Annotated in this window: 22 protein-coding genes; 19 read left to right on the top strand and 3 right to left on the bottom strand. The window is 61.7% G+C overall.

All coding sequences use genetic code 11. The features are described 5' to 3' along the window. Positions 1 to 41: 41 nt before the first annotated feature. The 3 genes from KUA11_RS11180 (at position 42) to KUA11_RS11190 (ending at position 4,802) form a co-directional block, all read left to right on the top strand. On the top strand, positions 42 to 1,694 hold the full coding sequence (locus KUA11_RS11180) for an OprO/OprP family phosphate-selective porin (RefSeq protein WP_217410374.1): 1,653 nt from the start codon (positions 42 to 44) through the stop codon (positions 1,692 to 1,694). A 25-nt stretch (positions 1,695 to 1,719) separates the two neighbouring features. Continuing rightward, on the top strand, positions 1,720 to 2,748 hold the full coding sequence (locus tag KUA11_RS11185; protein WP_217410375.1) for a sulfate ABC transporter substrate-binding protein: 1,029 nt from the start codon (positions 1,720 to 1,722) through the stop codon (positions 2,746 to 2,748). A 158-nt stretch (positions 2,749 to 2,906) separates the two neighbouring features. After that, the gene (locus KUA11_RS11190; RefSeq protein ID WP_254454872.1) at positions 2,907 to 4,802 is read left to right on the top strand and encodes a superinfection immunity protein; all 1,896 of its coding nucleotides are present in this window, start codon (positions 2,907 to 2,909) and stop codon (positions 4,800 to 4,802) included. Positions 4,803 to 4,847: 45 nt separating this feature from the next. On the opposite strand, the gene KUA11_RS11195 is transcribed toward KUA11_RS11190, so the two are convergent. After that, positions 4,848 to 5,228, bottom strand: a complete 381-nt coding sequence (locus KUA11_RS11195) for a hypothetical protein (RefSeq protein ID WP_217410376.1) — start codon at positions 5,226 to 5,228, stop codon at positions 4,848 to 4,850. 180 nt (positions 5,229 to 5,408) lie between these two features. On the opposite strand from KUA11_RS11195, the gene KUA11_RS11200 reads away from it, so the two are divergent. After that, the gene (locus tag KUA11_RS11200; RefSeq protein WP_217410377.1) at positions 5,409 to 6,935 is read left to right on the top strand and encodes an alpha/beta hydrolase family protein; all 1,527 of its coding nucleotides are present in this window, start codon (positions 5,409 to 5,411) and stop codon (positions 6,933 to 6,935) included. Positions 6,936 to 6,945: 10 nt separating this feature from the next. Here the strand turns inward: KUA11_RS11200 and KUA11_RS11205 are convergent, their stop codons facing one another. Then, positions 6,946 to 8,049, bottom strand: coding sequence for an alpha/beta fold hydrolase (locus KUA11_RS11205; RefSeq protein WP_254454873.1), 1,104 nt, complete (start codon positions 8,047 to 8,049; stop codon positions 6,946 to 6,948). Positions 8,050 to 8,142: 93 nt separating this feature from the next. On the opposite strand from KUA11_RS11205, the gene KUA11_RS11210 reads away from it, so the two are divergent. The 8 genes from KUA11_RS11210 to KUA11_RS11245 all read left to right on the top strand — a co-directional run bounded on the left by KUA11_RS11210 (position 8,143) and on the right by KUA11_RS11245 (position 17,519). Continuing rightward, positions 8,143 to 8,358, top strand: coding sequence for a zinc-finger domain-containing protein (locus KUA11_RS11210; RefSeq protein ID WP_217410379.1), 216 nt, complete (start codon positions 8,143 to 8,145; stop codon positions 8,356 to 8,358). 24 nt (positions 8,359 to 8,382) lie between these two features. Continuing rightward, positions 8,383 to 11,169: a DNA polymerase I gene (gene polA, locus KUA11_RS11215; RefSeq protein ID WP_217410380.1), complete on the top strand. Its 2,787-nt coding sequence runs from the start codon at positions 8,383 to 8,385 to the stop codon at positions 11,167 to 11,169. A 3-nt stretch (positions 11,170 to 11,172) separates the two neighbouring features. Next, positions 11,173 to 11,814, top strand: coding sequence for an SCO family protein (locus tag KUA11_RS11220; protein WP_217410381.1), 642 nt, complete (start codon positions 11,173 to 11,175; stop codon positions 11,812 to 11,814). Between the two features lie 3 nt (positions 11,815 to 11,817). Continuing rightward, the gene (locus KUA11_RS11225) at positions 11,818 to 13,482 is read left to right on the top strand and encodes an ABC transporter substrate-binding protein (protein WP_217410382.1); all 1,665 of its coding nucleotides are present in this window, start codon (positions 11,818 to 11,820) and stop codon (positions 13,480 to 13,482) included. A 93-nt stretch (positions 13,483 to 13,575) separates the two neighbouring features. Next, complete coding sequence (locus tag KUA11_RS11230; RefSeq protein WP_217410383.1) at positions 13,576 to 14,574, top strand: ABC transporter permease; 999 nt, start codon at positions 13,576 to 13,578, stop codon at positions 14,572 to 14,574. Then, complete coding sequence (locus KUA11_RS11235; RefSeq protein WP_217410384.1) at positions 14,574 to 15,548, top strand: ABC transporter permease; 975 nt, start codon at positions 14,574 to 14,576, stop codon at positions 15,546 to 15,548. The genes KUA11_RS11230 and KUA11_RS11235 overlap by 1 nt, the downstream gene beginning before the upstream one ends. Further along, positions 15,538 to 16,551 (top strand): ABC transporter ATP-binding protein, encoded by a 1,014-nt coding sequence (locus KUA11_RS11240; protein ID WP_254454874.1) that lies wholly within the window; start codon positions 15,538 to 15,540, stop codon positions 16,549 to 16,551. Before KUA11_RS11235 ends, KUA11_RS11240 begins: the two co-directional genes overlap by 11 nt. Beyond that, positions 16,548 to 17,519, top strand: a complete 972-nt coding sequence (locus KUA11_RS11245; protein WP_217410385.1) for an ABC transporter ATP-binding protein — start codon at positions 16,548 to 16,550, stop codon at positions 17,517 to 17,519. Before KUA11_RS11240 ends, KUA11_RS11245 begins: the two co-directional genes overlap by 4 nt. A gap of 33 nt (positions 17,520 to 17,552) precedes the next feature. Here KUA11_RS11245 and KUA11_RS11250 read toward each other — a convergent pair whose 3' ends face one another. Continuing rightward, positions 17,553 to 18,005 carry an RrF2 family transcriptional regulator gene (locus KUA11_RS11250; RefSeq protein ID WP_217410386.1) on the bottom strand — a complete coding sequence of 151 codons (453 nt, stop codon included), beginning with the start codon at positions 18,003 to 18,005 and terminating at the stop codon, positions 17,553 to 17,555. Between the two features lie 89 nt (positions 18,006 to 18,094). On the opposite strand from KUA11_RS11250, the gene KUA11_RS11255 reads away from it, so the two are divergent. From KUA11_RS11255 to KUA11_RS11285, 7 genes are all read left to right on the top strand, one after another. Next, positions 18,095 to 19,051, top strand: coding sequence for an alpha/beta hydrolase family protein (locus tag KUA11_RS11255; protein ID WP_217410387.1), 957 nt, complete (start codon positions 18,095 to 18,097; stop codon positions 19,049 to 19,051). 262 nt (positions 19,052 to 19,313) lie between these two features. Beyond that, complete coding sequence (gene cysT, locus KUA11_RS11260) at positions 19,314 to 20,189, top strand: sulfate ABC transporter permease subunit CysT (protein ID WP_217410388.1); 876 nt, start codon at positions 19,314 to 19,316, stop codon at positions 20,187 to 20,189. Further along, positions 20,186 to 21,010 (top strand): sulfate ABC transporter permease, encoded by an 825-nt coding sequence (locus KUA11_RS11265; protein WP_217410389.1) that lies wholly within the window; start codon positions 20,186 to 20,188, stop codon positions 21,008 to 21,010. Before cysT ends, KUA11_RS11265 begins: the two co-directional genes overlap by 4 nt. After that, positions 21,007 to 22,071 (top strand): sulfate/molybdate ABC transporter ATP-binding protein, encoded by a 1,065-nt coding sequence (locus tag KUA11_RS11270; RefSeq protein ID WP_217410390.1) that lies wholly within the window; start codon positions 21,007 to 21,009, stop codon positions 22,069 to 22,071. Before KUA11_RS11265 ends, KUA11_RS11270 begins: the two co-directional genes overlap by 4 nt. 132 nt (positions 22,072 to 22,203) lie before the next feature. Beyond that, positions 22,204 to 22,542, top strand: coding sequence for a DUF2849 domain-containing protein (locus KUA11_RS11275; RefSeq protein ID WP_217410451.1), 339 nt, complete (start codon positions 22,204 to 22,206; stop codon positions 22,540 to 22,542). After that, complete coding sequence (locus KUA11_RS11280; RefSeq protein WP_254454875.1) at positions 22,532 to 24,244, top strand: nitrite/sulfite reductase; 1,713 nt, start codon at positions 22,532 to 22,534, stop codon at positions 24,242 to 24,244. Before KUA11_RS11275 ends, KUA11_RS11280 begins: the two co-directional genes overlap by 11 nt. Further along, positions 24,231 to 24,740 (top strand): DUF934 domain-containing protein, encoded by a 510-nt coding sequence (locus KUA11_RS11285; RefSeq protein ID WP_217410391.1) that lies wholly within the window; start codon positions 24,231 to 24,233, stop codon positions 24,738 to 24,740. The genes KUA11_RS11280 and KUA11_RS11285 overlap by 14 nt, the downstream gene beginning before the upstream one ends. Positions 24,741 to 24,878: the final 138 nt, after the last annotated feature.

A 24,878-nucleotide genomic window follows, 5' to 3' on the forward strand; every position in this document is an offset into this window, starting at 1 on the left:
CCCGCGCACGTCCCTTCGACCGCATGCAGCAGGTTCTTTCCATGCGCTTCCCTCTCCGCCAGACTCTCGCTCTTGCCACGCCATTGATGGCTCTTTCTTTTCCGCAGCAGCTTCTAGCGCGTGCGCCCGATCCGGAAGTGCTGGAACTGAGGCGCGAAATGGCCGCCATGCGACAGGAAATGATGGCCATGAAGCGTGAACTTCGCAGTCAGCATGCGGAAGTTCATCAACAGCAACAGACCGCCGCACGTCACACACGCACATCTCATGGCACACGTCTCGCCTCCGCTGGACCGGAGGAGCCGCGGCCCGTCTTCTCGCAGGCGGCCCCTCGTCCGACCGGACCGCGCGCGCCCGCTGACAGCCGTATGGCCCTCTCGGAAGGCCCCGTACAATCATGGGCGGATTTCAAGGCAGCCAGCGCCAAGGATGAGACGATGCAGATCGGCGGCATCCAGATCGGCTTTCCCAAAGGACGCCCCACCATCGCCTCCGAAGACAAGGCTTATGCGTTTTCCATAGGTCTGCTCGCTCAGGAGGATTTCGGCGGCTTTCTCGGCGCCGGGCCAAAACATGGCGAAGGCGCTGGAAACTTCAACAAGTTTACCGAGAACGCGCGTCGCCTTCGTCTCTACCTGACCTGGCGCTACAAAGACTGGGTCGTGAACGTGACGCCGGATTTCGGCTCCAGCTCGGTTGACGGCACGGTGGGACTGTTCGAAGCCAACCTGAACTACACCGGCCTGCGCAACACCACTCTCACAGTCGGCTATTTCCAGCCGCGCATGGAAGAGGAAAGTGCCGAGCGCTCGGGCGCGTTCGAGTTCCTCGAACGGCCCACCATTGTCGATCTGGTGCGCAATATCGCAGGCGGTGTCGCCCGCTTCAGCGTCGGCGGCGAGCATTGGGAAAAACGCTGGCTGGCCTCTGCCTATTTCACAGGCCAGAAATTCGGTGACCGCAACAAGGACACCACCATCACCGACAGCCAGACGGGTGGCGTCGCGCGCGTTGCCGGACGCCCCTATATGAGCAAGGACATCGACGTGCATGTCGGCGCGGGAGCGACCGCCGCCTTCAAGGTCAATGAAAACTCCAAGGGCCGTCAGTATACATTCAGCGACAACATGGAAATACCGTTGGGCGAAACGTCCCTGCTCACCTCCGGCGCCCTCACCAACGTGTCCCAGATCTGGGCGGCTGGCCCGCAACTTGCCGTGCGCTGGAAAAACCTTCTTGTGAAAAGCGAATACTATCACATCGGTGTTTCACGCGGACATCAGGACGTAGGCTCCAATCTGCCGTCGCTGGGCTTCGATGGCTGGTATGTTTCCGCCAACTATACCCTGCTCGGGCATGGGCGTGCCTACAATCCAAAGACAGCCGCCTTCACCACACCCGGTGTGGACTACGATTTCGATCCTGAACATGGCCACTGGGGGGCGCTGGAAGTAAGCGGCCGTTGGAGCGTGACGGATCTCTACAGTTCGGCAGGTCAGGGCGGGACCGGCATCAACGGCAATCAGCAGACCGTCTGGCAGGGTGGCTTCAACTGGTATCCCAACCAGCACATCAAGTTCATGGTGGATTACGCCCACTACATCGTCTCCCGCTCAAAAGGCGTGTCCGGCAACGTCAATCTCTTCGGACGCAGCGGCAACGCCATCGTGGCGCGCGCGCAGGCTTCATTCTGATCGCGCAGGAACAAGGACTTTCGATATGACGAATGATTTTACCTTCAGCCGACGCAGTCTTCTCAAAGGCAGTGTTGCCGCTGGCGTGACAGCTTTCCTCGGTACTCGCGCGGCACAGGCTGCCAGTTACAACCTGTTCAACGTGTCCTATGATCCGACGCGCGAACTCTATGCCGAGATCGACAGGCTTTTTCCGGCCACATGGACGAAGGACCATGCCGAAGACCGCGTGCTGGTCCGCACCTCTCACGGCGGTTCCGGCGCTCAGGCCCGCTCCGTTCTGGAAGGCGCGCCCGCCGACGTGGTGACGCTGGGTCTGGCCTACGACATCGACATCCTTGCCCAGCATGGATTGGTGGCCACGGACTGGCAGACCCGGCTTCCGCACAATTCCACGCCGTTCACCAGCACGATCGTCTTCCTCGTCCGCAAGGGCAACCCGAAGAACATCCATGACTGGCCGGACCTGATCCGCGACGATGTCTCGCTCATCACGCCCAACCCCAAAACATCCGGAGGCGCACGCTGGAATTATCTCGCGGCATGGGGCTGGGCTCTGAAAGCGCATGGCAATTCTGAGGACGCTGCCAGAGACTATCTCAAATCCCTTTTCAAACACGTTCCCGTTCTGGACACGGGCGCGCGCGGTGCCACCAACTCTTTCGTGCAGCGGCATTTGGGCGACGTTCTGCTGGCATGGGAAAACGAAGCGCTCATGGCCGTCAATGACATCGGCGCAAACGAGTTCGACATTGTCGTGCCCTCACTGAGCATTCTTGCCGAACCGCCGGTTTCCATCGTGGACAAGAATGTGAAAGCCCATGGCACGGAGGCCATCGCCACGGCCTATACCCAGTTCCTCTTCGCACCCGCGGCACAGGCTGTCGGCGCGAAGCACTATTTCCGCCCCGTCGATGCCGGCGTGCTGGCCGCCCACGCCTCCGTGTTTCCCAAGGTGAACACATTCGACATCGCCAGTCTTGGCGGGTGGCAGACCGTTCAGAAAAAACACTTCGCCGATGGCGGAATTTTCGATCAGCTCTACAAAAGCTGACCCACACATCGTTCCACACCATGTCCTTCAGGCTCCACTCCATCAGGAGCGGGGCCTGTCGTTCTTGCAACCGCCACACCCCTTTCGCGTTTCCCCTGCGCATGACAATCCCCGCACCTTTGGGCTAGCCTGCGGAAAACACAGAGGAAACCTGCCTGATGCTGCGTGGCGCTCCCCCAAGACCCCTGCTTTCGATCTCTCTTGGCGTGGCCTGCGCCCTGCTTTTCGGCACATCACCCGCCATGGCACAGACAGATCAAAGTATGCCCCCTCTGGCGCATGGCGAGATCGGAGACCGCACACATCTGGATGTCGCGGCATCAGGACTGAAAGCCAGCATCGACCTCAGGCAGCTTACCGACTGCCAAGGCGAAACCCTGCTGGATGAAGGCGACAACGCCCAACGTGGATCCTGCCGCATGGCGGTGCTGCGCCTGGAAGACACGACGCGCCCGGCCTCCACCCCTTACGAGATTCGCCTCACCTCCTACAGCGCGGATGGTTCGGACGCGCGCGATCTCCAGCTTGACCTGCGCAGACTGGATGCAAAAGCCGCTCTCCCACAGGCCATCGTCTCGGTCTTCACCGGAGGCGCGCATTGCTGCACCCTGCTCTCCATTCTCGGTCGCACGCCCGATAGCGAGAACTGGACGCATACCGCGACGCCAGAACTGAGCGGCGAAGGTCCACCGCTATTCACCGATGTGGACGGTGACGGCACGCCTGAAATCGTCACGCAAGACGAGAGCTTTCTCTACGTTTTTGCCTCCCACGCAGGCTCGTGGCCACCGGCCATAATCTACCGTTACAGCGGCGGTCGCCTGATCGACGTCACGCGCGACGCGGCCTCACGCCCGTGGCTGGAAGCCGACCTCAAGCGTAACGAAGGTTTCTGGCAGAAAGAGCAAAGCGGCAACGAGCCCAATGGTTTTCTCGCTTACTATGTGGCGACAAAATCCGAACTGGGACAGCTTTCGCAAGCATGGGACTACATGAAAGCCCATCAGTCCCATGAGGAAGATCCGGCTTTCTCGGTCTCACTCTGCACACTGACAGGACGACAGGACGCGCTGTGCACACAGGACGAGCGCGCGCCGCTTCCCTTTCCGCAGGGGCTGGCTGGCTTTCTCGTCTCGCGGGGCTATGTCACAAGCGATGAAATGCTGAAAGTGGCGCCAGATGCCGAGGCCGCCATCCGCGCCGCGACATGGTACCGTCCCGATTTTTCCTGTCTAAACCTACCAAAAAAGAACGGCGTCGCCGCCATGCTGTGCGCTAACAGCGATGCAGCACGGCACGAACTCCAGTTCGATCAGGTTTATTACGCACTGCGTCAGACCGTCGGCCCCGATGGATGGAAAGCGCTAAAGCAGGAGGTCATCACAGCCGAGAACGATCTTGACCGCGAATGCAGCCTTCCCATCCCCGGTGCGGACGACCAGAGCCTGCCGCTCAATGGCGCGGTCTGCTACATCGAAGGCATGGATCGTCTGACACAGACATACCGCGCCCGTCTGTCCGGAGCTGCACTCCAGGAATCCCAACGCCCGCTCAACCGGCATATCGCCCTGCAAACCCGCCTGATGCAGCTTGGCTATCTGCCAAAAGTTTCACCTGCTGACGGCGTATATGGAGAATCCACACGGGCTGCGATCCTTGCGTGGAAGAAAGACACCGGCCGCCCTGAGGACACCGCTTTCCTCTCGGACGCCGATGCGCAGGCTTTGCTGCCCGCGCCTTCCACTCTGGCAACCAGCACGATATCGCCCACTGAAACCGCCAGTCCTACGGCCCCGGAAACTGAAGCAAGCGTTGCGTCCGCCACGACAAGCCACACCCTGCTGGGTATGAGCTTCGGTTTCGCGCTCTTTATTCTGGCAATCGGCACAGGCATCTATCTTGTGCCGTTTTTCGTGGCCTGTCTGCGCAATACTCCGCGCAAGTTCACGGTGTTTCTGGTCAATTTCTTTCTGGGATGGACCATACTCGGCTGGGTGGCCGCTCTTGTCCTCGCACTGTCCGTCGAGACACGCCCAAAAACGGACGCGAACTGAAAACCATCCCCTCCTGTCCGGCATCCACCGGACAGGAGGGCCGGATCAGAAGATTTTGTGGATCAGATCGTCCCCAATCCCAAATCCCGCGCCGGTCTCCATAGCCTGACCGAAGCTTGAGTTGAGCAGATTACCGAAAAACCCACCAGCGGGCGCGGCAGGAGCTGGTGCAGCAGCCGGAGCTTCCTGCTGTGACGCGCTGCTCATCCCGGCGTGCAGAGCCTGCAACAGCGCCGTCACCTGCTGCTGTTCACCCTGAAAGGACAGCGCCACTTCCTTGAGGTCCAGCAACCATTCACGCGCCTGCGCATCGCCACCGTTTGCCGCCGCCTGCAACTTGTTGCCCAGTGTCTGAAGTGCCTGCACGGTCTGCTGTGCCTGTGCCTGCAACTGGCCAAAACTCTGGTCGATCACCTGCATGTCCATGTGCCGCCCTTTCCTGTTCTCGCTATAACAAAGACGAGGCCGTCTTGCGGTTCGCCCCGTTGCGCCTGCCTATCACAGCTCCGTCATCAACGGTATGTCGTGCAGAAAAACACGACTTCTCATTCTTTCAACCATTGGCGCTCTATGCTTTGCGGCATGAGAAAGAGGAGAACGTGGAACATGCGGCGGGACATCCTTTACGGCGGAGCCGCTCTGGCTTTCGGCATGTCCATCACGACGCCTCTGTGGGCGGTGCCCCCCGCCCCCGTCTCCACGCATGTCGGCACTATCCCCGGGCAGAATGCGGTGGTGGACGAACAGGTTTTCCGCCTTCCCGCAGCCGATGGCACAATCCTCGAAGCCACACTGCTGCTGCCTCGCACGCCGTCACCGCATCCTCTGGCCATCGTTAGTGGGGGCGCTACGGCCATTTCCAGAATTCATCGCGGCAAGCGAGATGGTTACAACTATCTCGCCGGTTATTTCCTCGCACGCGGCTACGCCGTTCTCCGCCCCATGCTGCGCGGCTTTGCGGAATCGGAAGGAGAACTCATCGGTCATGGCTGCGACTTTGCGCAAACGGCGCAGGACAATGCCCGTGACATCCGTGCCGTGACAGAAGCCGTCGCACAGTTACCTAGCATGGACCCGGCCCACATCGTCACGGCGGGCATGAGCTTTGGCGGATGGACCCAGATGGCCATGGGCACGGCCCCGCTGCCCGGAACAAAGGCGCAGTTGCTGTTCTTCCCACTGATGCACAGTTCAGCCTGTCGCAACGATAACGCGAGCCTGCTCTCAGGAGCGCGGGAGTTCGGAGAAGCCTCCTCCCTCCCCACCCTGTGGGTTCAGGGAGACAACGACTCACTGGCCCCCACATCTCTATGGAAAAGCATGTTCGCGGCCTATCACGAAGGCAATCCCAATACCCGACTGGTGGACGTGCCGCCTTTTCTCAATGACGCTCACGCCATGCTGGACGATCCGGACGGCCTCACACCGTGGATGGCGCATGCGGACAGCCTTCTTAAGTCCGCAGGCTTGCCCAGCAAGATTGTAATGCCATCCTATCTCCCGCTTATGGCACCTCCTGCTTCGGGCTACGCAGCACTGAATGATATCGGTCGTCTGCCGGTTCACAGCGACACTCTGCGGGACGGGTATCGCAAGTTTCTGCAACAGGATCTGCCACGCGCTTTTGTCGTGGGAGACAACGCCGTCAGCATCGGCGGCACGGGACACACGGTCGATCCCATTGGACAGGCCCTGTCCGCCTGCAAGAAGGTCACGACCAACTGCCACCTCTATGCCTATGACAATCGCGTGGTCTGGCAGGGAGGTCCAGTCCCGACGCACCCCCAACCCTCGCCTGAAAAACAGAGCGTCACCATCCCGACCGGCAAAACCGTCTCGATTTTCTATTCCGCCTCCGATGAAAATTGCGTGGCCCGCTACATCCCGCAAATCCATCTCGTGCAGAAACCTCTTCACGGCACACTGATGCTCGCGGCCTCCGCTCAGGGACATCCGCATTACGCTCAGGGACCGCTTGTGAAATGCAACGGAACCATCCTTAAAGGAGCGGGAATGCGTTATCGTCCTGACGCCGGTTTCCATGGCACGGATACAGTCGTGCTCACCAAACAGGTCAGCGCCGACCCGCACGATCTCCCCCAAACGCTGTCTTATTCGTTTGTAAGCCCGTGATGTCGGGCCATTACGGCGTCAGCCAATCCATCTGTGCGGGCAGGACGGCAAGAGGCTCCGGATAAACCAGCTCTTCCCCATGCAGGGCTGTCCACGTTCCCGCCGCCACATCGCCCCCCGAAGGCAATGGCGCGTCCGCATCCTTCATCCATGCCAGAATATCGTCCGCCACCTGCGCGCCGTCGCGCTCCCGCAGCAACAGGTGGTGTCCACCTGGGATGACATCGCGCCGCACAAAAGCCGGCAGACGCTCCCATACCGGCATCATCTCCCGTTCGGGCACAAGCTGATCGCGATCTCCATAAACCAGCAATGTGGGCTTCACCTGCTGTCCCGCGCTTGCCGCGGCACGGTTCATCAGATCCATCAGCCCCCGGAGCGCGACCAATCGTGTCGTGTGTAGGGTCAACGGGTCATAATAGAGACGACGCAGAGCCGCGATATTGTTGGACGCCACAACATGCACGGGCAACTCGCGTCCGCTCACCCGCGCCTCCGGTGCAATGGCCGCCATCAGCCGCAGAGGAAAATCCACGCCCGGTCCCACATGCCACACGGCGGGCGCAAGCAGGATCACGCCCGCCATCGGCGGCGTGGCAGCATCTGTCGCCGCCAGCATGGCCACGGCCCCGCCCATGCTTTCGCCCATCATCCACACGGGCACACCCGAATGTTCGGTGCGCAGAAGAGTCAACTCCTCCTGCACGTCGCGCACCATCCGCGCCGTCCCCGCCCAATGGCTCCGATCCGGTGCCTGTCCGAACCCGCGCTGGTCTGGCGCGACGAGCGTATAACCCTGCGCAGCAAAACGCGGAGCCGGGATTTCCCACGCATCACGGCTGTCGTTGAACCCATGCAGGGCAAGGACGACGCCTTTCTCCTTGCCCACAGCCGGCCAGACACGCAGCGGAATCCGCGCGCCATCCGAAAGCACGACCACCCGGTCCGGCGGCACCAGCCGCGCGTCCTCGGCATGACGCACGGGCACAGGAATGACCGGCTCCCGCGCACATCCCCCAAGAAGACCCACCACCGCCAGTGCGACAACGCCGCCAATTTTCCGCCAACCGGACAACCCGCCGGACAAAAGGACGTGGGAATGGTTTGAACTCATGGCATTCCTGCGTATCATTGCGGTGTTGATCCGGCCAGACGGGGCGGCCCCGCCCGCACGCCTGCGCTCTCTCTTGCCGACAGGATTCTGCCCATGCTCATCCAGCCCACGAACCCGACCCCACAACCGCGGCTCGGTCACGTCGAGACGATCATTGTGCAGTCGCGCAAGCTTTCGTGCGATGGAGGTCTTGGTGCGCTCGGGCATCCCAAGGTATGGCTGAAGATCGGCGATCATCAGACGTTCTGCCCCTACTGCTCACGCCTGTTCGTCCTCGACCCGAACGCCACCACCGACACCACTCACTGAACACTTTAAGGACCGATTGACTTCATGAGCGATACGGGCGCGCCCCACCTCGTCCTGGTGGACGGCAGCGGTTTCATCTTCCGGGCCTTTCACGCCCTTCCGCCCATGAGCAGTCCCGAAGGGGTGCCGGTCAACGCGGTTTATGGCTTCAGCAACATGCTCACGCGCTTGATGCGCGAGCATGTCGGCACACATCTGGCCGTCATTTTCGACGCAGGACGCATTACGTTCCGCAACGAAATCTACCCACGCTACAAGGCCCACCGTCCGGAGGTGCCCGAAGACCTGCGCCCGCAATTCGCGCTGATCCGCGAAGCGACGGCAGCATTCGGTGTGCCGGGGATCGAACTCGACGGGTTCGAGGCAGACGATCTGATCGCCAGCTACGCGCAATATATCTGCACCAATGGCGGTCATTGCACCATTGTCTCCTCCGACAAGGATCTGATGCAGCTTGTCGGCCCCTGCGTGGAAATGATGGACCCCATCAAGCAGAAACCCATCGGTCCTGCCGAAGTGGAAGCCAAATTCGGCGTGCCGCCCGATCATGTGATCGACGTGCAGGCGCTCATGGGAGACGCCACCGACAACGTGCCGGGCGTGCCAGGCATCGGCCCCAAGACGGCCTCAGCCTTCGTGAACGAATTCGGCTCGCTCGAAGCCGTTCTGGAAGCCGCTCCGTCCATGAAAGCGTCCAAGCGCCGCGATGCGCTGATCGAACATGCAGACGATGCACGCATCTCGCTCAAACTGGTCACGCTGAAAAACGACATTCCCCTGCCCGTGCCCGTGAACGATCTGGCCGTGCAGGAGCCGGACATGCTGGTGCTGGGCGACTGGCTCGACCGCATGGGCTTCCGCTCTATCCGCCACCGCTTCGGATTGGGGGACGGTCTGCCTCTCGCCCGCGCCACTGCGCAAGCTGCCGCGCGCGCCGCCGCCCTGAACAACGAGAACGTGGCCGCACCCGACTCAGAGCCTGCCCGCGTGCCTTATGGGCCGTATGAAATCGTCACGCGCACCGAGACGTTGCAGGCATGGGTGGATGAGGCGCGAAAAACCGGCGTCGTGGCCGTGGACACGGAAACGGACGGGCTCGACCCACTGCGCGCCCAGATGGTCGGCTTCTCACTGGCGACCGCTCCCGGCCGTGCCTGCTATGTGCCGCTGCGTCATGAAGGCACGCTGGACGCGCCTGTGCCGGAACAAATTCCGGCTGCGCAGGCTATCGCCACTCTGGAGCCGCTGTTCACCGACACCTCCGTTCTGAAAGTCTTCCAGAACGCCAAGTTCGATCTACTTGTCCTGCGCAAAGCGGGCGCAGGCGCGATCATGCCCATCGACGACACGATGCTGATTTCCTACGCCCAGTCCGCCGGTGAGCACGGACAGGGGATGGACGAACTCTCCAAGCTGCATCTCGGTCACACACCCATCTCCTATGACGACGTGACCGGAACGGGCCGCAAGCGCATCCCCTTCGCGCAGGTGCCACTGGATCGCGCCGCCGAATACGCCGCCGAGGACACGGACGTGACCTTGCGGCTGTGGCAGGTGCTGCACCCCACTCTGCGCACGAACAAGGCGCTGGCTTTGTATGAGGAGATGGAGCGCCCGCTGGTCGAAGTGCTGGCGAGCATGGAGCAACTTGGCATCCGTGTGGACGCCACCGAACTCAAGCGTCTGTCCGATACGTTCGAGACGCAGATGAGCGTGATCGAGCGCGAGTTGCACCAGTTAGCAGGGCGGGAGTTCAACGTCGGCTCTCCCAAGCAGCTTGGCGAAATCCTCTTCGATGAAATGAGCCTGCCCGGCGGCAAGCGCGGCAAAGCGGGCGCGTGGGGCACGGATTCCTCCGTGTTGCAGGATCTGGCCGATCAGGGGCACGAACTGCCCGCGCGCATTCTTGCATGGCGACAGCTTTCCAAGCTGAAAAGCACTTACACAGACGCGCTTTTGCGGCAGATGGACCCCGGGACGGGACGCGTGCACACCTCCTTCCAGATGGCCGTGACCAGCACGGGACGGCTGTCCTCCAACGAACCGAACCTGCAGAACATTCCTGTCCGTACACAGGAAGGCGCACAGATCCGCCGCTGTTTCATTCCGGCCGAGGGAAAGGTGCTGCTTTCAGCGGATTACTCGCAGATCGAACTGCGGTTGCTTTCCGCCGTGGCGGATGTCCCCACCCTGCGCGATGCCTTCGCCAACGGAGAGGACATTCACGCCCGCACAGCAGCGGACGTGTTCAACATCCCTCAGGAAGGCATGGACCCACTGACGCGGCGTCGCGCCAAGGCTATCAACTTCGGCATCATCTACGGCATCTCGGCCTTCGGACTGGCCAAACAGCTTGGTGTGTCGATGGGAGAGGCCCGCGCCTATATCGACGCTTACTTCGCGCGCTATCCCGGCATCCGGGATTACATGGAAGAGCGCAAGCTGGAAGCCAAGCAGCACGGCTATGTCACCACGCCGTTCGGACGTCGCTGCTTCGTGCCGGGCATCAATGCCCGCAACGCCGCCCAGCGCTCCTACGCCGAGCGACAGGCCATCAACGCACCGCTTCAGGGCGGTGCAGCCGACATCATCAAACGCGCCATGGTGCGTCTGCCCCATGAACTGAAACGCGCGAAACTCGACGCCGACATGCTATTGCAGGTGCATGATGAACTTCTGTTCGAGATCTGCGCCGATCAGGCAGAGGCCACAGCAGCACTCGTCAAGCGCGTGATGGAAGACGCGGCGGAACTGAGCGTCCCGCTTGTGGTGGAAACAGGGACCGGCGCCAACTGGGCAGAGGCACACTGAACAATGACAGACACACAGACGCCCAAACCCGCCGGACAGGCCGCAAAATGTCGCATGCTCACGGGCGCCGTACTCGCGCTTGCACTGGCAGCGGGCTATGGCGCGTACAAAGCCTCCGAATCCATGGGACCGATGGTCGGCTCCAACGGCAATGAGATCGGCGGTCGGTTCCGGCTGATGGATTCATCGGACGGCACCATGACCGACACCAGCTTTCGCGGACGCTGGATGCTGGTGCTCTTCGGCGCCACGCATTGCGTGGACAACGCCTGCGACAAGACGCTGATGCAGTTGAGCCGCGCGATCAACGCCGTGGATCCGGGTGGCAAGACCTTTGCGCCGATCTTCGTCAGCCTCGATCCGCAACGCGACCAGTCCTCCGAACTGCGGCAATATGCCCTGAAGTTCCCGGCCAAGATCATAGCGGGCACCGGTGCGCCCGCCACACTGGACGCCGTAGCGAAGGAGTTTCACGCTCCCATCGAGAAACGTCCCGATCCTGTGTGGGAATATGCCTACGTGATGTCGCCCCAGATCGTCATCATGGACCCGCAGGGCCATTATGCGGGAACCCTGTCCTCGGCCGCGGAAGAGCCGGAGATGGAAACGCGCCTGCGCGGCCTGCTCGCAGGACCGCATTCCTGATCCATGCAGCAGAGTAGGATTCTTTTCCTCACAGGATTACTCGCGGCCACCTGCGCCCACGCTGACACCCCCGCTCCTCCCACTCCGGGAGGCGTGTTGCGGCTGGCTGGCACAACGTCGGCCGGCACGCTCGACCCTCAGATCAGCTACATGCACGTCACGTATCAGGTCGAAGCGATCGTCTATGACGGTTTAACGACGTTTCCGAAAACGCCCGGCCCCGCCGACAGACACGCCATTCCCGATCTGGCGGACGCCATTCCGGCCCCGCAGGACAATGGCCTGACCTACCGTTTTCATCTGCGTCCCGGCATCCGCTTTTCGAACGGACATACGGTGACAGCCGAAGACGTGGCCGCCTCCATGCGGCGACTGTTTCGCGTCAACAGCCCAACAGCCGGTCCGTATTACAGCCATATCGTGGGCGGTGACGCCTGCCTGCACGACCCGGAGCACTGCACCCTCGCCGGCGGCGTAATCGCGGACAATGCAACGGGCACCGTGACATTTCACCTCACCCACCCGGACTCCGAGTTCATGGACAGGCTGGCGTTCCAGCACGCCTCCATCCTGCCTGCGGACACGCCGACGCATGACATGGGCAACACTGCGCCCATCGGAACCGGGCCCTATCGCATCGTCTCCTATGAGCCGACCTCTTCGATGGTGCTGGAGCGTAATCCCTATTTCCAGCAATGGGATGTGGAAGCCCAACCTGCGGGCTATCCCGACAGTATCCATTACACCTTCGGACTGGACCCGGAATCCGAAGTGACAGCGGTGGAGAACGGACAGTTCGACTGGATGGAAGGCGTGCCACTTGATCGGCAGGCGGAAGTGGGCCGACGTTTTGCGCCACAGGTGCGCATCACGGACTCACTCAACGTGTTCTACGCTGCGCTGAACGTGAACGAACCACCCTTCAACAATCTCCTCGCCCGACAGGCTCTGAACTACGCCGTCAACCGAAAGGCCATCGTGATCTATGGCGGCGGCCCGACCGTCTCCCTGCCCGCATGCCAGATGCTCCCGCAAGGCTCGCCGGGATTCGAGCCGTCCTGCCTCTACACAAAAGGCGCCACATTCGAACATCCCGCGCAACAATGGCAGGCGCCCGATCTGGAAAAAGCCCGTGATCTTATCCGGCGCAGCGGCACAGCCGGACAGCATGTGACAATCATCGCCCCCTCAGCTGCCGGTCATTCAGCGGTTGCCACCGATCTGCGCGACACGCTGACAGACCTTGGTTACGTCGCCTCTGTGCGCACGATTTCTCCCGTCGCCGAATTTGCCTACATCCAGAACAGCAATAACAAAATCCAGATCGGCCTGACCGGCTGGAGCGCGGATTATCCGGCCGCGTCTTCCTTCCTGCAAACGCTGTTCTCCTGCGCGACCTTCGTGCCGCATTCGGATAATTCCGTGAATATCTCGCAGTTCTGCAACCACGATATCGATGCGCTCATGCAACGCGCCGCCACCGTTGCGGTGACCGACCGCGCGGCGGGTGACACGCTCTGGGCCGAAGTTTCACGCCGCCTGATGGAACAGGCCCCAGCCGTGCCATTGGATCAGGCCCGCAGTGTCTCGCTTCTTTCCAGCCGCGTGAAAAGCGATGTCACAACCGCGATCTATGGCGCGGTGTTTTCGCAGTTCCGGGTGCAGTGACCCCATGAACCGCATCTTTTCGTCCGCCCTCATATCACGTGCAATTCGAAAAAACATCCGATCCTATCGCGCTCTCTCCGGGTTGCGTCGAGCATGACAGGCGCAGCGTCTCCAGCCGGTCCATGGCGTCGCGCCCGTCAAAGGGTTTTTGCCAGTCGGTCCGCCATGGCATCACTCGTCCTTCTGGCCTGCATGGCGACGGCCAGCCTGTGCGCGCCCTTCTATGCCCGCGACATCGCACATACAGACCCATTTCGCTCGAATGTGGCCGGAAGTTTCACGCTCGATGGCCAACAGATCGACATCATGCAGCCCGATGACAATCCGCTGCATCTCGGCCTCAGCCCAGTCGGTCCGACATGGCACGCGCCCTTCTTTCTTGGTGCAGACAGTCAGGGGCGCGATGTCGCGGCACGATTGCTCTATGGCGGTCGCAACTCCCTGCTGATTGCCTTCTCCGCCGCCGCGCTGTGCATGATCCTTTCCGCCACAGTTGGGATCTTCGCCGGTTTCTTCGGCGGCGTTCTGGACATGGTGCTTTCGCGCATCATGGACATCATGTGGGCCGTGCCGGTCTATTTATTCGCCATCTCGCTTTCCATCGTCACCATTGCCCAAGGGCTGAAGATCGGTCCCTTCACCATCGCGTCCGACAATCTGCTTCTGCCCATCTTCATCATCGCACTGGTCTATATCCCCTACGCCGCCCGCGTGGTGCGCGGGCGCGTGATGACGTTGCGCAACGCCGAATTCGTGCTGGCGGCCCGCAGTCTTGGCGTGCCGCGTTTTCGCATCCTTGTGGTGGATATTCTGCCCAATGTGACCGGCTCGCTCGTAGCACTTGCCCCCCTACTAACGGCGCTTGCCCTGCTCACGGAATCCGCGCTGTCGTTTCTCTCTATCGGTGTGCAGGCACCTGCGGCCTCATGGGGCACGATCATTCAGGATGGCGAAGGGCTGATCTACACACGTCCGATGGTCGCCATGGCCCCCGGTCTTGCCATCGTGCTGGTGGTTCTGGCGCTCAACGTGCTGGGCGACACATTGCGTGACGCACTGGATGTGCGGGATTCACGCAGGGAGAACGGCTAATGCTACTCGCCCTGCTCAAGCGCCTTGGCCAGACCGTGTTCGTGCTGTTCGGCATTTCCGTGATGGTGTTTCTCGTCTTCCTCGCCACGCCCGGTACGGACCCAACATCGCGCATCGCGGGCAAGAACGCCTCCCCACAGACCATCGAACGCGTGCGGCACGAATACGGTTTCGACCAACCGCTGCCCGTGCAATACGCCACCATGATGAAAAAGCTCTTCATCACACGGGATCTCGCCTCCTACGCCAATCGCGGCGAACTCGTGGTGCCGGAACTGGCGAAATCCGCACCCATCACACTCTCGCTAGCCGCAGGCGCTGCCGTAATCTGGGTGAGCGTCTCGATCCTCATGGGCACGGTAGCGGCGGCTTTTCGCAACACATGGATCGACCGCACGCTGATGATGATCGGGCTGGTGGGTCTCTCCATCCCAGTGTTCTGGCTCGGGCAGGTCGCCAATCTCATCACGCAGGCGCGTTTTCATGACACATGGCTGTTCTCATGGGTGCCGGGTCCGGGCTACATCCCGTTTTCCGAAAGTCCTTTGGGCTGGTTTCGTGCGCTGGTGATCCCATGGTGCACACTCGCCGTGCTGTTCATTGGCCTCTACGCCCGCATCCTCCGCGCCGATCTCGTGTCCGTCATGGACGAAGACTTCATGCGGACTGCACGTGCCAAGGGATTGTCACCGCTGCGCGTGCTGCTGGTGCATGGGCTGCGAACGTCCATGATTTCCTTCATTTCCATGTTCGGTATGGATTTTGCGCAGCTCATCGGTGGGGGCGCGTTGCTGACGGAGGTGGTGTTCGGCCTCGGTGGTGTCGGACGGCTGACCTATCAGGCGATGGGAGCGCTAGATCTGCCGCTCATCATGGCGAGCGTGATGTATTCCGCCGTCTTCGTCGTGCTGGCGAACGCGCTGGTAGATGTGATCTATCTCGTGCTGGACCCGAGAGTGCGCGATGGACGCTGACATGCCTCTTCTGGATGTACGTGACCTGCGCGTGACGCTCACTGGCGGTGCAAAAGACATAATCCTTGTGGATGGCGTTTCGTTCACGGCAAAGGCCGGAGAAATCCTCGGGCTGGTGGGTGAGTCCGGCTCGGGCAAGAGTGTCACAGCACTTGCCATCATGGGGCTTCTGGACATGCCGGGACTGGTGGTCAGCGGCTCGGTGCGCTTTCGCGGGCATGAACTGGTGGGGCTGTCTCAACGCGCATTACGTCATGTGCGTGGGCGTGAAATCGCAATGATCTTTCAGGATCCGATGACAGCCTTCACACCAGTTTACACCATCGGCTGGCAGATCGACGAAGCCATCCGCGCCCATGAAAAAATCAGTCGCCGGGACGCCCGCGCCCGCACCGTGAAATTGCTGGGCGAAATGGGCGTGCCGGACCCTGAGCGCACGGCCAACCGTTACCCGCACCAGCTTTCGGGAGGCTTACGCCAGCGCGCGATGATCGCCATGGCGCTGTCATGTAACCCAGCACTACTGATCGCGGATGAACCGACCACGGCACTGGACGTCACGGTGCAGGCGCAGATTCTCGATCTTCTGCGCGGACTGCGCCATGATTACGGGTCGGGTGTGTTGCTCATCACACACGACATGGGCGTTGTGGCGGAAACCTGCGATGACGTGCTGGTGCTCTATTCCGGTCGCATGGCGGAAACGGGTCCGGCTGCCGCTCTTTTTGCACACCCTGCGCACCCCTACACGGCCGCACTTCTGGACTCCATCCCGCCTCTGACCGGCCCACGCCCCGCGCGTCTGCCCTCCATCGCAGGTGTCCCCCCATCTCCCGCCGCGCGCCCTTCCGGCTGCGCCTTCGCACCACGCTGCCACTACGCACACGCAAGCTGCGCCACAAAACCACCGCTCATCGCGTGGGAAGAACAGGACGTGGCCTGTGTGTTGCCCACAGAAGGCCGTGCGCTGCCGCCCCGTATCACGGCGGGAGAGACGCCATGACCGAGCCGCTTCTTGTCGCGCGCAGCATCCGAAAGACGTATCGGCTCAATCGGGGCCAGACATTACAGGCTGTGAATGACGTTTCGCTGGAAGTGCGGCCGGGCGAGGTGCTGGGGCTGGTGGGAGAGTCCGGCTGCGGCAAATCCACACTTGGCCGTTGTCTGCTGCGGCTGACGGATCTGACCTCCGGCGAATTGCTTTTTGAAGGCCATGACATCTCCCGCGCCTCTGAACGTACCCTCCGTCCCTTGCGGCCACGGATGCAGATGGTGTTTCAGGATTCCTACGCCTCCCTCAACCCGGTCCGCCGTATCGGAGACCTGCTGGCGGAACCGTTGAAAATCCACCGCGATGTTCATGGCCAGCGGCGAACGCGCGCCACCATCGCGGCGCGGCTGGAAGAACTGATGGACCTCGTGGGGCTGCCGTTCTCAGCCCTCACACGCTACCCACACGAATTCTCCGGCGGTCAGCGGCAACGGATCAACATTGCCCGGGCATTGGCCCTCTCACCACGCCTGATCGTAGCAGATGAACCGGTCTCAGCGCTCGACGTCTCGGTGCAGGCACAGATCGTCAACCTGTTCACGGACCTCAAGGAGCGGTTGGGACTGACCTATGTCTTCATCGCCCACGATCTGGCGGTGGTGCGGCAGATTTCCACGCGGGTGGCGGTGATGTATCTGGGCGCCATCGTGGAAATGGGGGAGACAGACACGGTGCTGCACACACCCGCTCACCCCTACACAGCCGCACTGATCGCGGCCGTGCCGGAGCCTGTCATTCGTCCGCACGCCTCTCGCACATTGCTGCGTGGAGATGTGCCCAGCCCGATCGCCCCGCCATCGGGATGCCGCTTTCACACACGTTGCCCGAAAGCGGAGGCACGCTGTGCGCAGGACGCGCCGACACTGCGGTCCTTGGGGGACGAGCGCCTCGTAGCGTGCCATTTCCCTATAGTTGGATAATTTGGTGTGTGTTCACCGTATCCGCACGAGCGATCACACAGTCACACCGGGCGGAAACAGCGTCCGCATGATGCTCTTCTTCATCACATCGGCCAGCGTGTAACGGTCGAGCACGCCGAAAAAAGCATCATTAGCTTCCGTGAAAACGCCCCGAAGACCGCAATCGGGTAAAAGGCAGCATGCCTGCGCAGGGGGCTTGGCTTCTTCTGCCTGGCAGGGACCAAGAACGGTGGTCGGCTCGGTCTGACGCACGACCTCTCCAATGCGAATATCCGCAGGGGAGCGCGCCAGACGAATGCCGCCATTGCGCCCGCGCGTCGTTTCCACAAAGCCGCACTGTCCCAGCTTATGAACAATCTTGACGAGGTGATTTTCGGAAATACCGTGGGCGCGCGCAATTTCGCGGGCAGATGCGAACCGATCCGGCACGCTTGCGAGATAGATCAGCGTACGGAGAGCATAATCCGTGTGCAGGGTCAGGCGCATTGTATAAAAATAGGCACCTGTCCCATCCTTTGCCACAAGTGTTAAACGAATATCTGCATGTCACCACGACGATGCCGGGAAAGCGAATAATGAAATGGAATGATGTTCTGATCGTGGCAGGGGTTCTGGCCGTCGCGATACCGCAGGCTCATGCGGCAAAGAGCTTCGTCACCTCTCACGAGGAAAGCCAGACACCCAACACCCACGCGCCGATGGACGAGACGGTATTCCGTATTCCCGTGGAGGATGGCACTCCACTGGAAGCCACGCTGCTCGTCCCTCGCGGCGCGAAGAAGCCTCTGCCCCTTGCCATCGTCAGTGGCGGAGCGTCCGGTGTGTCGGAAGACGCACGCGGCAAGCGCGACCGCTACGACTATCTCTCGGGTTATTTCCTGGCCCGAGGCTATGCCGTGCTGCGCCCCATGCCGCGCGGCTTTGGCGGCTCGGGCGGGCACATCATCACGGGCGGCTGCGATCTGGCGAGTGTGGGCTGGTCGGATGCACAAGACATCCGCACCGTCATTCAGACCGTGCTCGAACAGCGCTCTGAACTCGACGGCACCCGCATTGTAACAGCGGGGATCAGTTTTGGCGGATGGGTGCAGATGGCATTCGGCACGACACCCCTGCCGGGCATGAAAGCCCAACTTCTGTTCTATCCCCTGATGCACGAATCCGATTGCCACGATGACGGACAATCACTGGTGGAAGGCGCGCGAGTCTTTGGCGAGCGCAGCGAACTGCCCACATTGTGGGTGCAGGGCGAGAACGATTCCAAGGCGCCCACCGATGTATGGCAGGCCATGTTCGCCGCGTATCACGACGGCAACGACAAGGCCGAGCTTCTGGACATCAAGAAATTCGGCAACGATTCGCACGCCATGCTGCTCGACGCCCACGGGTTGAAACCCTGGCAGGACAAGGCGGACGCCCTGCTGGCACGAGTTGGCCTGCCATCACAGGTGGTGGACCCACGCTATCTCCCGCCGGGGAGCAGCAATTCTGACAAACCGAAGGCCGCATCAACCGGAAAAAACACAAAATAAAATAGTTGATAAATCGGGTTCCACGGAGGGCCTTGCGGGAATAACGCGCAAGCCCTAACGTGAGTTTGTCAAAATAAACGATTGACGAGCGTTATATATCACCCGGGAACCCGTTGATGTCGGCCAGCTTTCCGTTTTCTGCGCTCCACGGCGTCTGCTTTCATCGGACAGCCCACGTGGCCCCTGCACCGATTGGCTCTTCCCATCCAGCGTCCTTCCCGAAGGAGTGGTTGGTCTCGCTTCATGCAAGCAACCCTGCCCAATGACTGTCACAGCTCCGACTGTCGCGGCTTCATTGCGATCCCGCCGGGCGCGCGATCCCCTTCCCGGATTCCGGCTTGCGCTCGCGGGAACCTTGTTGTGGGTCGGGCTGATCGTGGCCTTGCCCCTGACCGCCCTCATCGTCCGACCATGGCAGGAAGGCCCAAGCGCCATGCTGGCTGCCCTGCATGACGGGCGCATGTTCGCCGCCCTGCGCGTGAGCTTCACTACAGCCCTTCTCGCCGCTCTGATCGACGTTCCACTCGGGCTGATCCTCGCCTGGGCGCTGGTGCGCGGGCGCCTGCCCGGACGCCGCATCGCCGATGGGCTGATCGACCTGCCATTCGCCATCCCTACGGCGGTAACAGGCATCACGCTGGCCACGCTCTATGGGCCGCAGGGCTGGCTGGGGGCACCGCTAGCGAAACTCGGTCTTTCGATTGCCTATTCCGCAACCGGTATCGTCGTGGCGCTGATGTTTGTCGGGCTGCCCTTTATCGTTCGTAGCGTGGAGCCTGTTCTGCGCGATCTGCCGCCGGAACTGGAAGAAGCCGCAGGCCTGCTCGGTGCGAGACCGTGGCAGACCGTCTGGCGAGTTATTCTCCCCACCCTGCTGCCAGCCGCCGTAAGCGGCTTTGGTCTCGCCTTTGCGCGCGGGATCGGGGAATACGGCTCGGTCATCTTCATCGCGGGCAACCAGCCCTATCACAGCGAGATCGCACCGCTGCTCGTGGTGGTGCGCCTTCAGGAATATGACTATGCGGGCGCGACCTCGATCGCCTTCGTGCTGCTGGTGATTTCCTCGCTCTGCCTTGCCGCCGTGGCGTGGCTGCGCCGCCGCGTGGCCCGCGGTCTGATCGTGGGAGCGGACGAATGAGCGGATCGTCACGCTGGGGGCTGGCCGCGCTCACATGGGCGATCATCGCCGTCATTCTCATCCTGCCGCCCGTCCTTGTCATGACCGAGGCGCTGCGCAACGGCGCGGGCGCCGCCATTGCGTCTCTGGCGGACCCGGATGCCCTTTCGGCCATCCGCCTGACCTTGGTGATGACGGCGCTTTCGGTGCTCATCAACACCGTTTTCGGCGTGCTGGCGGCGTGGGTGATCTCCAAATACCGCTTCCCGTTGCGTGGATTTCTCGTGGCGCTGATCGAACTGCCCATAAGCGTCTCGCCCGTGGTGGCGGGCCTCGTGTGGCTGCTGCTTTTCGGCACGCAGGGCTGGTGGGGAGAGGCACTGGACCGGATGAACATTCACATTGCGTTCGCAGCCCCCGGCATCCTGCTGGCCACGTTGTTTGTTACCTTCCCTTACGTCACCCGCACCATCGCGCCGCTGATGGAACAGCAGGGACGTGACGCGGAAGAAGCCGCCATGCTGCTCGGCGCGTCGTTCTTCCAGATTCTGTGGCGCGTTACGCTGCCGGAGGCACGCTGGGCGCTGCTTTCCGGCGTGCTGCTCACTACCGCCCGCGCCATGGGCGAGTTCGGCGCGGTCTCGGTCGTCTCGGGCCACATTCCGGGCATGACCGAGACCATGCCCCTGCACATCGAGACCCTCTATAACGGCTATCAGACCGTCGCTGCCTTCAGCATGGCTGCCCTTCTCGCCCTGATGGCCATGGCGACGGTGGGCCTGCGTTCGCTGCTCGAAGCCCGCGCCAGAGCCAGCCTTCAGACAAAGGACACCGCGCCATGAGCGTGAGGATCGAAAACCTCGTGCGCACAGTCCCCAGCAATGCCAGCAAGGTGCTGCTCGATGGCGTGTCGCTGGACGTGCCGGACGGCTCGTTCGTGGCCCTCGTCGGCCCATCGGGCGCAGGCAAGACCACGCTTCTGCGCGCCATTGCCGGACTGGACGCTTTCCAATCCGGCTCCGTGGTAATCGATGAGCGTGACGCCACCGGCCTGTCCGCGCGCGACCGCAATATCGGCTTCGTGTTCCAGAACTACGCCCTGTTCCGCAACATGACGGTAGCCCGCAACATCTCGTTCGGACTGGACGTGATGCCGCGCTCGCAGCGTCCTCCGCAGGCCGAAATCGACCGTCGCGTGCAGGAACTTCTCGATCTTATCCATCTGCCCGACATGGGTGGCGTGTGGCCGCAGCGGCTTTCAGGCGGCCAGCGACAGCGCGTGGCGTTGGCCCGTGCGCTTGCCACCCGCCCGCGTCATCTGTTGCTGGATGAGCCCTTCGGCGCACTGGACCCAGTCGTGCGCCGTTCGGTGCGCGAATGGCTCCGCGCCCTGCACGACCAGCTTGGTCTGACCACCATCCTCGTCACCCACGATCATGAAGAGGCGCTGGACGTCTCGGATCGGTTGGTGGTGATGCAGGACGGTCGTATCGTGCAGGATGCTGGCCCCGACGCGCTGGAAGCACGTCCCGCCACGCCATTTGTGATGGAGTTTCTGGGCGAAACCCTGAAATTCTCGGGACAGGTCTCAGGCGGAATGTTCATTCCTGCTGACCCGCATGTGGCGCGTTTTTCCGTGCCGGGGGTTGCGGATGGGGAGATCACGGCCCTTATCCGTCCGCATGAGGTGCGCATCACCTCCGCCGTCGATGGTGCACCTGCCCGCAAGGTGGGGCTGCGTTACGGCTTTGCGCGGCTGGCCGTGGACATGGGCGACCGCGTGGTGGACATCCTCAGCGCCACACCGTGGGATGTGGGTGAGAGCGTGGAACTGCATATCGACGCCGCGCGTCTGTTCAGGAATGGGCGCATGGTGGAAGAACGCTGCGACGGCTGGGCCTGAGCAGATAGTTACATTCAACGAAGCAGGATCGTTCAATATCGCTTTCCTGTTGTATTCATGGCTCCTTGGACGTAAAATTAGCAACGATAGTCCGCCATATGCGGGCGCAAGCGGGAGAGTGTTTTCGAAGTGGTGGATATCAGGAGCAATCGGCGCGATGCCGACGGACAGAGCGTCATAACCGCCAACCGATTGCTGGACGGTATCACGGTCTGGCACGCCGCCGATGGCTCATGGCGCGAGCACATTGCCGAAGCTGCCCTGATCTCCAACACCGAGGTCGAAGGCCTGCTGTCCGACCTGAAGACGCAGGCGCAGTCACTCGGTCTCGTGGGTGTCTATGGCGTGCAGGTGACGGAGGAGCCGGGCCACGGCATCGTCCCCGTTACGGCGCGCGAACGCATCCGCGCCTTCGGGCCGTCCGTACACCCCGAGTTCTCGCCCCAGAAGGAGGCGCAGCATGTCGGTTGACACCATGATCCGCAACGAAACCGCTCCCCGCACACTCCCCGTCGGCCGCTATGGCTATGACGAAGTGGACCGTGCGTTCCTGCGCGAGCGCATCGAACAGTTCCGTGATCAGGTAAAACGCCGCGTCAGTGGCGCGCTAACCGAGGACGAGTTCAAACCGCTTCGCCTGATGAACGGCCTCTACCTCCAGCTTCATGCCTATATGCTGCGCGTCGCCGTGCCTTACGGCACGATGGATTCCGCACAGATGCGCGCCCTCGCCCGCATCGCGCGCGAGTACGACCGTGGCTACGGACACTTCACCACACGCCAGAACATCCAGTTCAACTGGATGGCGCTGGAAGACACGCCCGCTGCACTGGAAGTGCTCGCAGAAGCCGAGATGCACGCCATCCAGACCAGTGGCAACTGCATCCGCAACATCACATCCGATGAGTTCGCCGGAGCCGCGCAGGACGAACTGCTCGACCCGCGTGTCCACGCCGAAATCCTGCGGCAATGGTCCACGCTGCATCCAGAGTTCACCTTCCTGCCGCGCAAGTTCAAGTTCGCCATCACCGGCAGCCCGCATGACCGCACGGCAGCGCGCTTCCACGATATCGGGCTAATCGCCAAGCCCGGCCCGCATGGTCGCCCGGTGTTCGAGGTGTATGTGGGCGGCGGCCTTGGCCGCACCCCCATCGTGGGTGTGCTGCTGCGCGACGATCTGCCGGAAGAAGACCTGCTCGCGTATCAGGAAGCCATCCTGCGCGTGTACAACGAATTCGGCCGCCGCGATAACATCTACAAGGCCCGCATCAAGATCCTTGTGCAGGCGCTTGGTGCGGAAGAGTTCCGCAGTCGCGTGGACACTGAATTCGCGGCCATGGATCGTTCGCGCTATCGCCTCGAGCCGGATCTGATCGCGGCCATCCGCGCCCGCTTCGGCACACCAGATTTCGCTTCAGAAGGCGGCGCGCCCGCAGAGCTTACCAAAGCACGTGCTGCCGATCGCAAGTTCGACGCATGGGTGCGCACCAACACGAACCCGCACAAGGCGCCGGGCTATATCTCGGTCGTCATCTCTCTCAAGCCTGCGGGCGGTATTCCGGGTGACGTGACGGCGGATCAGATGGATCTGTTGGCCGATCTGGCGGACGAATACAGCTTTGGCGAAATCCGTGCCACGCATCTTCAGAACGTGGTTCTGGCGCATGTCCGTCAGGACAAGCTGCATGAGGTGTGGACGCGCCTCTCCGCTGCTGGTCTCGGCACGGCGAATATCAGCTTCATCACCGATATCGTCGCCTGCCCCGGTCTCGACTACTGTGCACTGGCCAACGCCCGCTCCATTCCCATCGCGCAGAAGATCAGTTCACGCTTTGCGGACCCGGAGTTGCAGGAACGCATCGGGGAACTGCGGATCAACATCTCGGGCTGCATCAATGCCTGCGGCCATCACCATGTCGCGCATCTGGGCATCCTCGGCGTGGACAAGCGCGGAGAGGAAGCGTTCCAGATCACGCTTGGCGGCTCAGGCGAGGAAGATGCCTCCATCGGTCAGATCCTCGGTCCGGCCATGAGCGAGGACGACACGGTCGAAGCGGCGGCACGCCTGATCGATTTCTATCTTGTCAACCGCAAGGATGACGAGCGGTTCCTCGATACCTATCGCCGCCTCGGCACCGCCACGTTCAAGGATGTTGTCTATGCCCCTGCTTGAAAATGGACGTCCGGTCCAGAACACGTGGCGTTATGTGGCCGAGGGCGAGGCGCTGGGCACAGGTGACATCATCGTGCCACTGGAACGCCTGACGGAAGGGCTGACACATACGGGCGGGCGCGTTGGCGTGCTGCTGCCGGCAGATGCACAAGTGTCGGCACTGAAAGAAGCGCTCCCGAAACTGGCTCTTGTTGCTGTAACCTTTCCCATCTTCCGTGATGGCCGTGCTTTCAGTCAGGCGCGCGCCCTGCGTGAACACCTGCACTTCACAGGTGACATCCGCGCTGCAGGGCATGTACTGCCCGATCAGTACGAAATGCTGATCCGCTGCGGCGTGAGCACGGTGGAGGTGCCCGATGAGACCGATCTGAGCGTGTGGGCACGCGCATTGGATCAGTTTGATGTGGCAATGCAGCCCTCCCCTGTGCTGGACGAGAAACCTACCGGCTTCGCCTTGCGGCGGTTGCTGGACCGGGTCACGGAAAAAGCGGGCTGAAGCCCGCTTTTTCTTTGCCATTTTACAACAACAGGAAAAACCTCTTCTGTTCTTCAGAACCATAATGCACTGAAATACAGAACTCGTGCGTTCATGCTGATTCTTCAGCCCTATAATCAATAGCCTTTTCTGCAAAGC

Origin of the sequence: Acetobacter estunensis (genome assembly GCF_019083805.1) — a bacterium.
Taxonomy (GTDB): domain Bacteria; phylum Pseudomonadota; class Alphaproteobacteria; order Acetobacterales; family Acetobacteraceae; genus Acetobacter; species Acetobacter estunensis_A.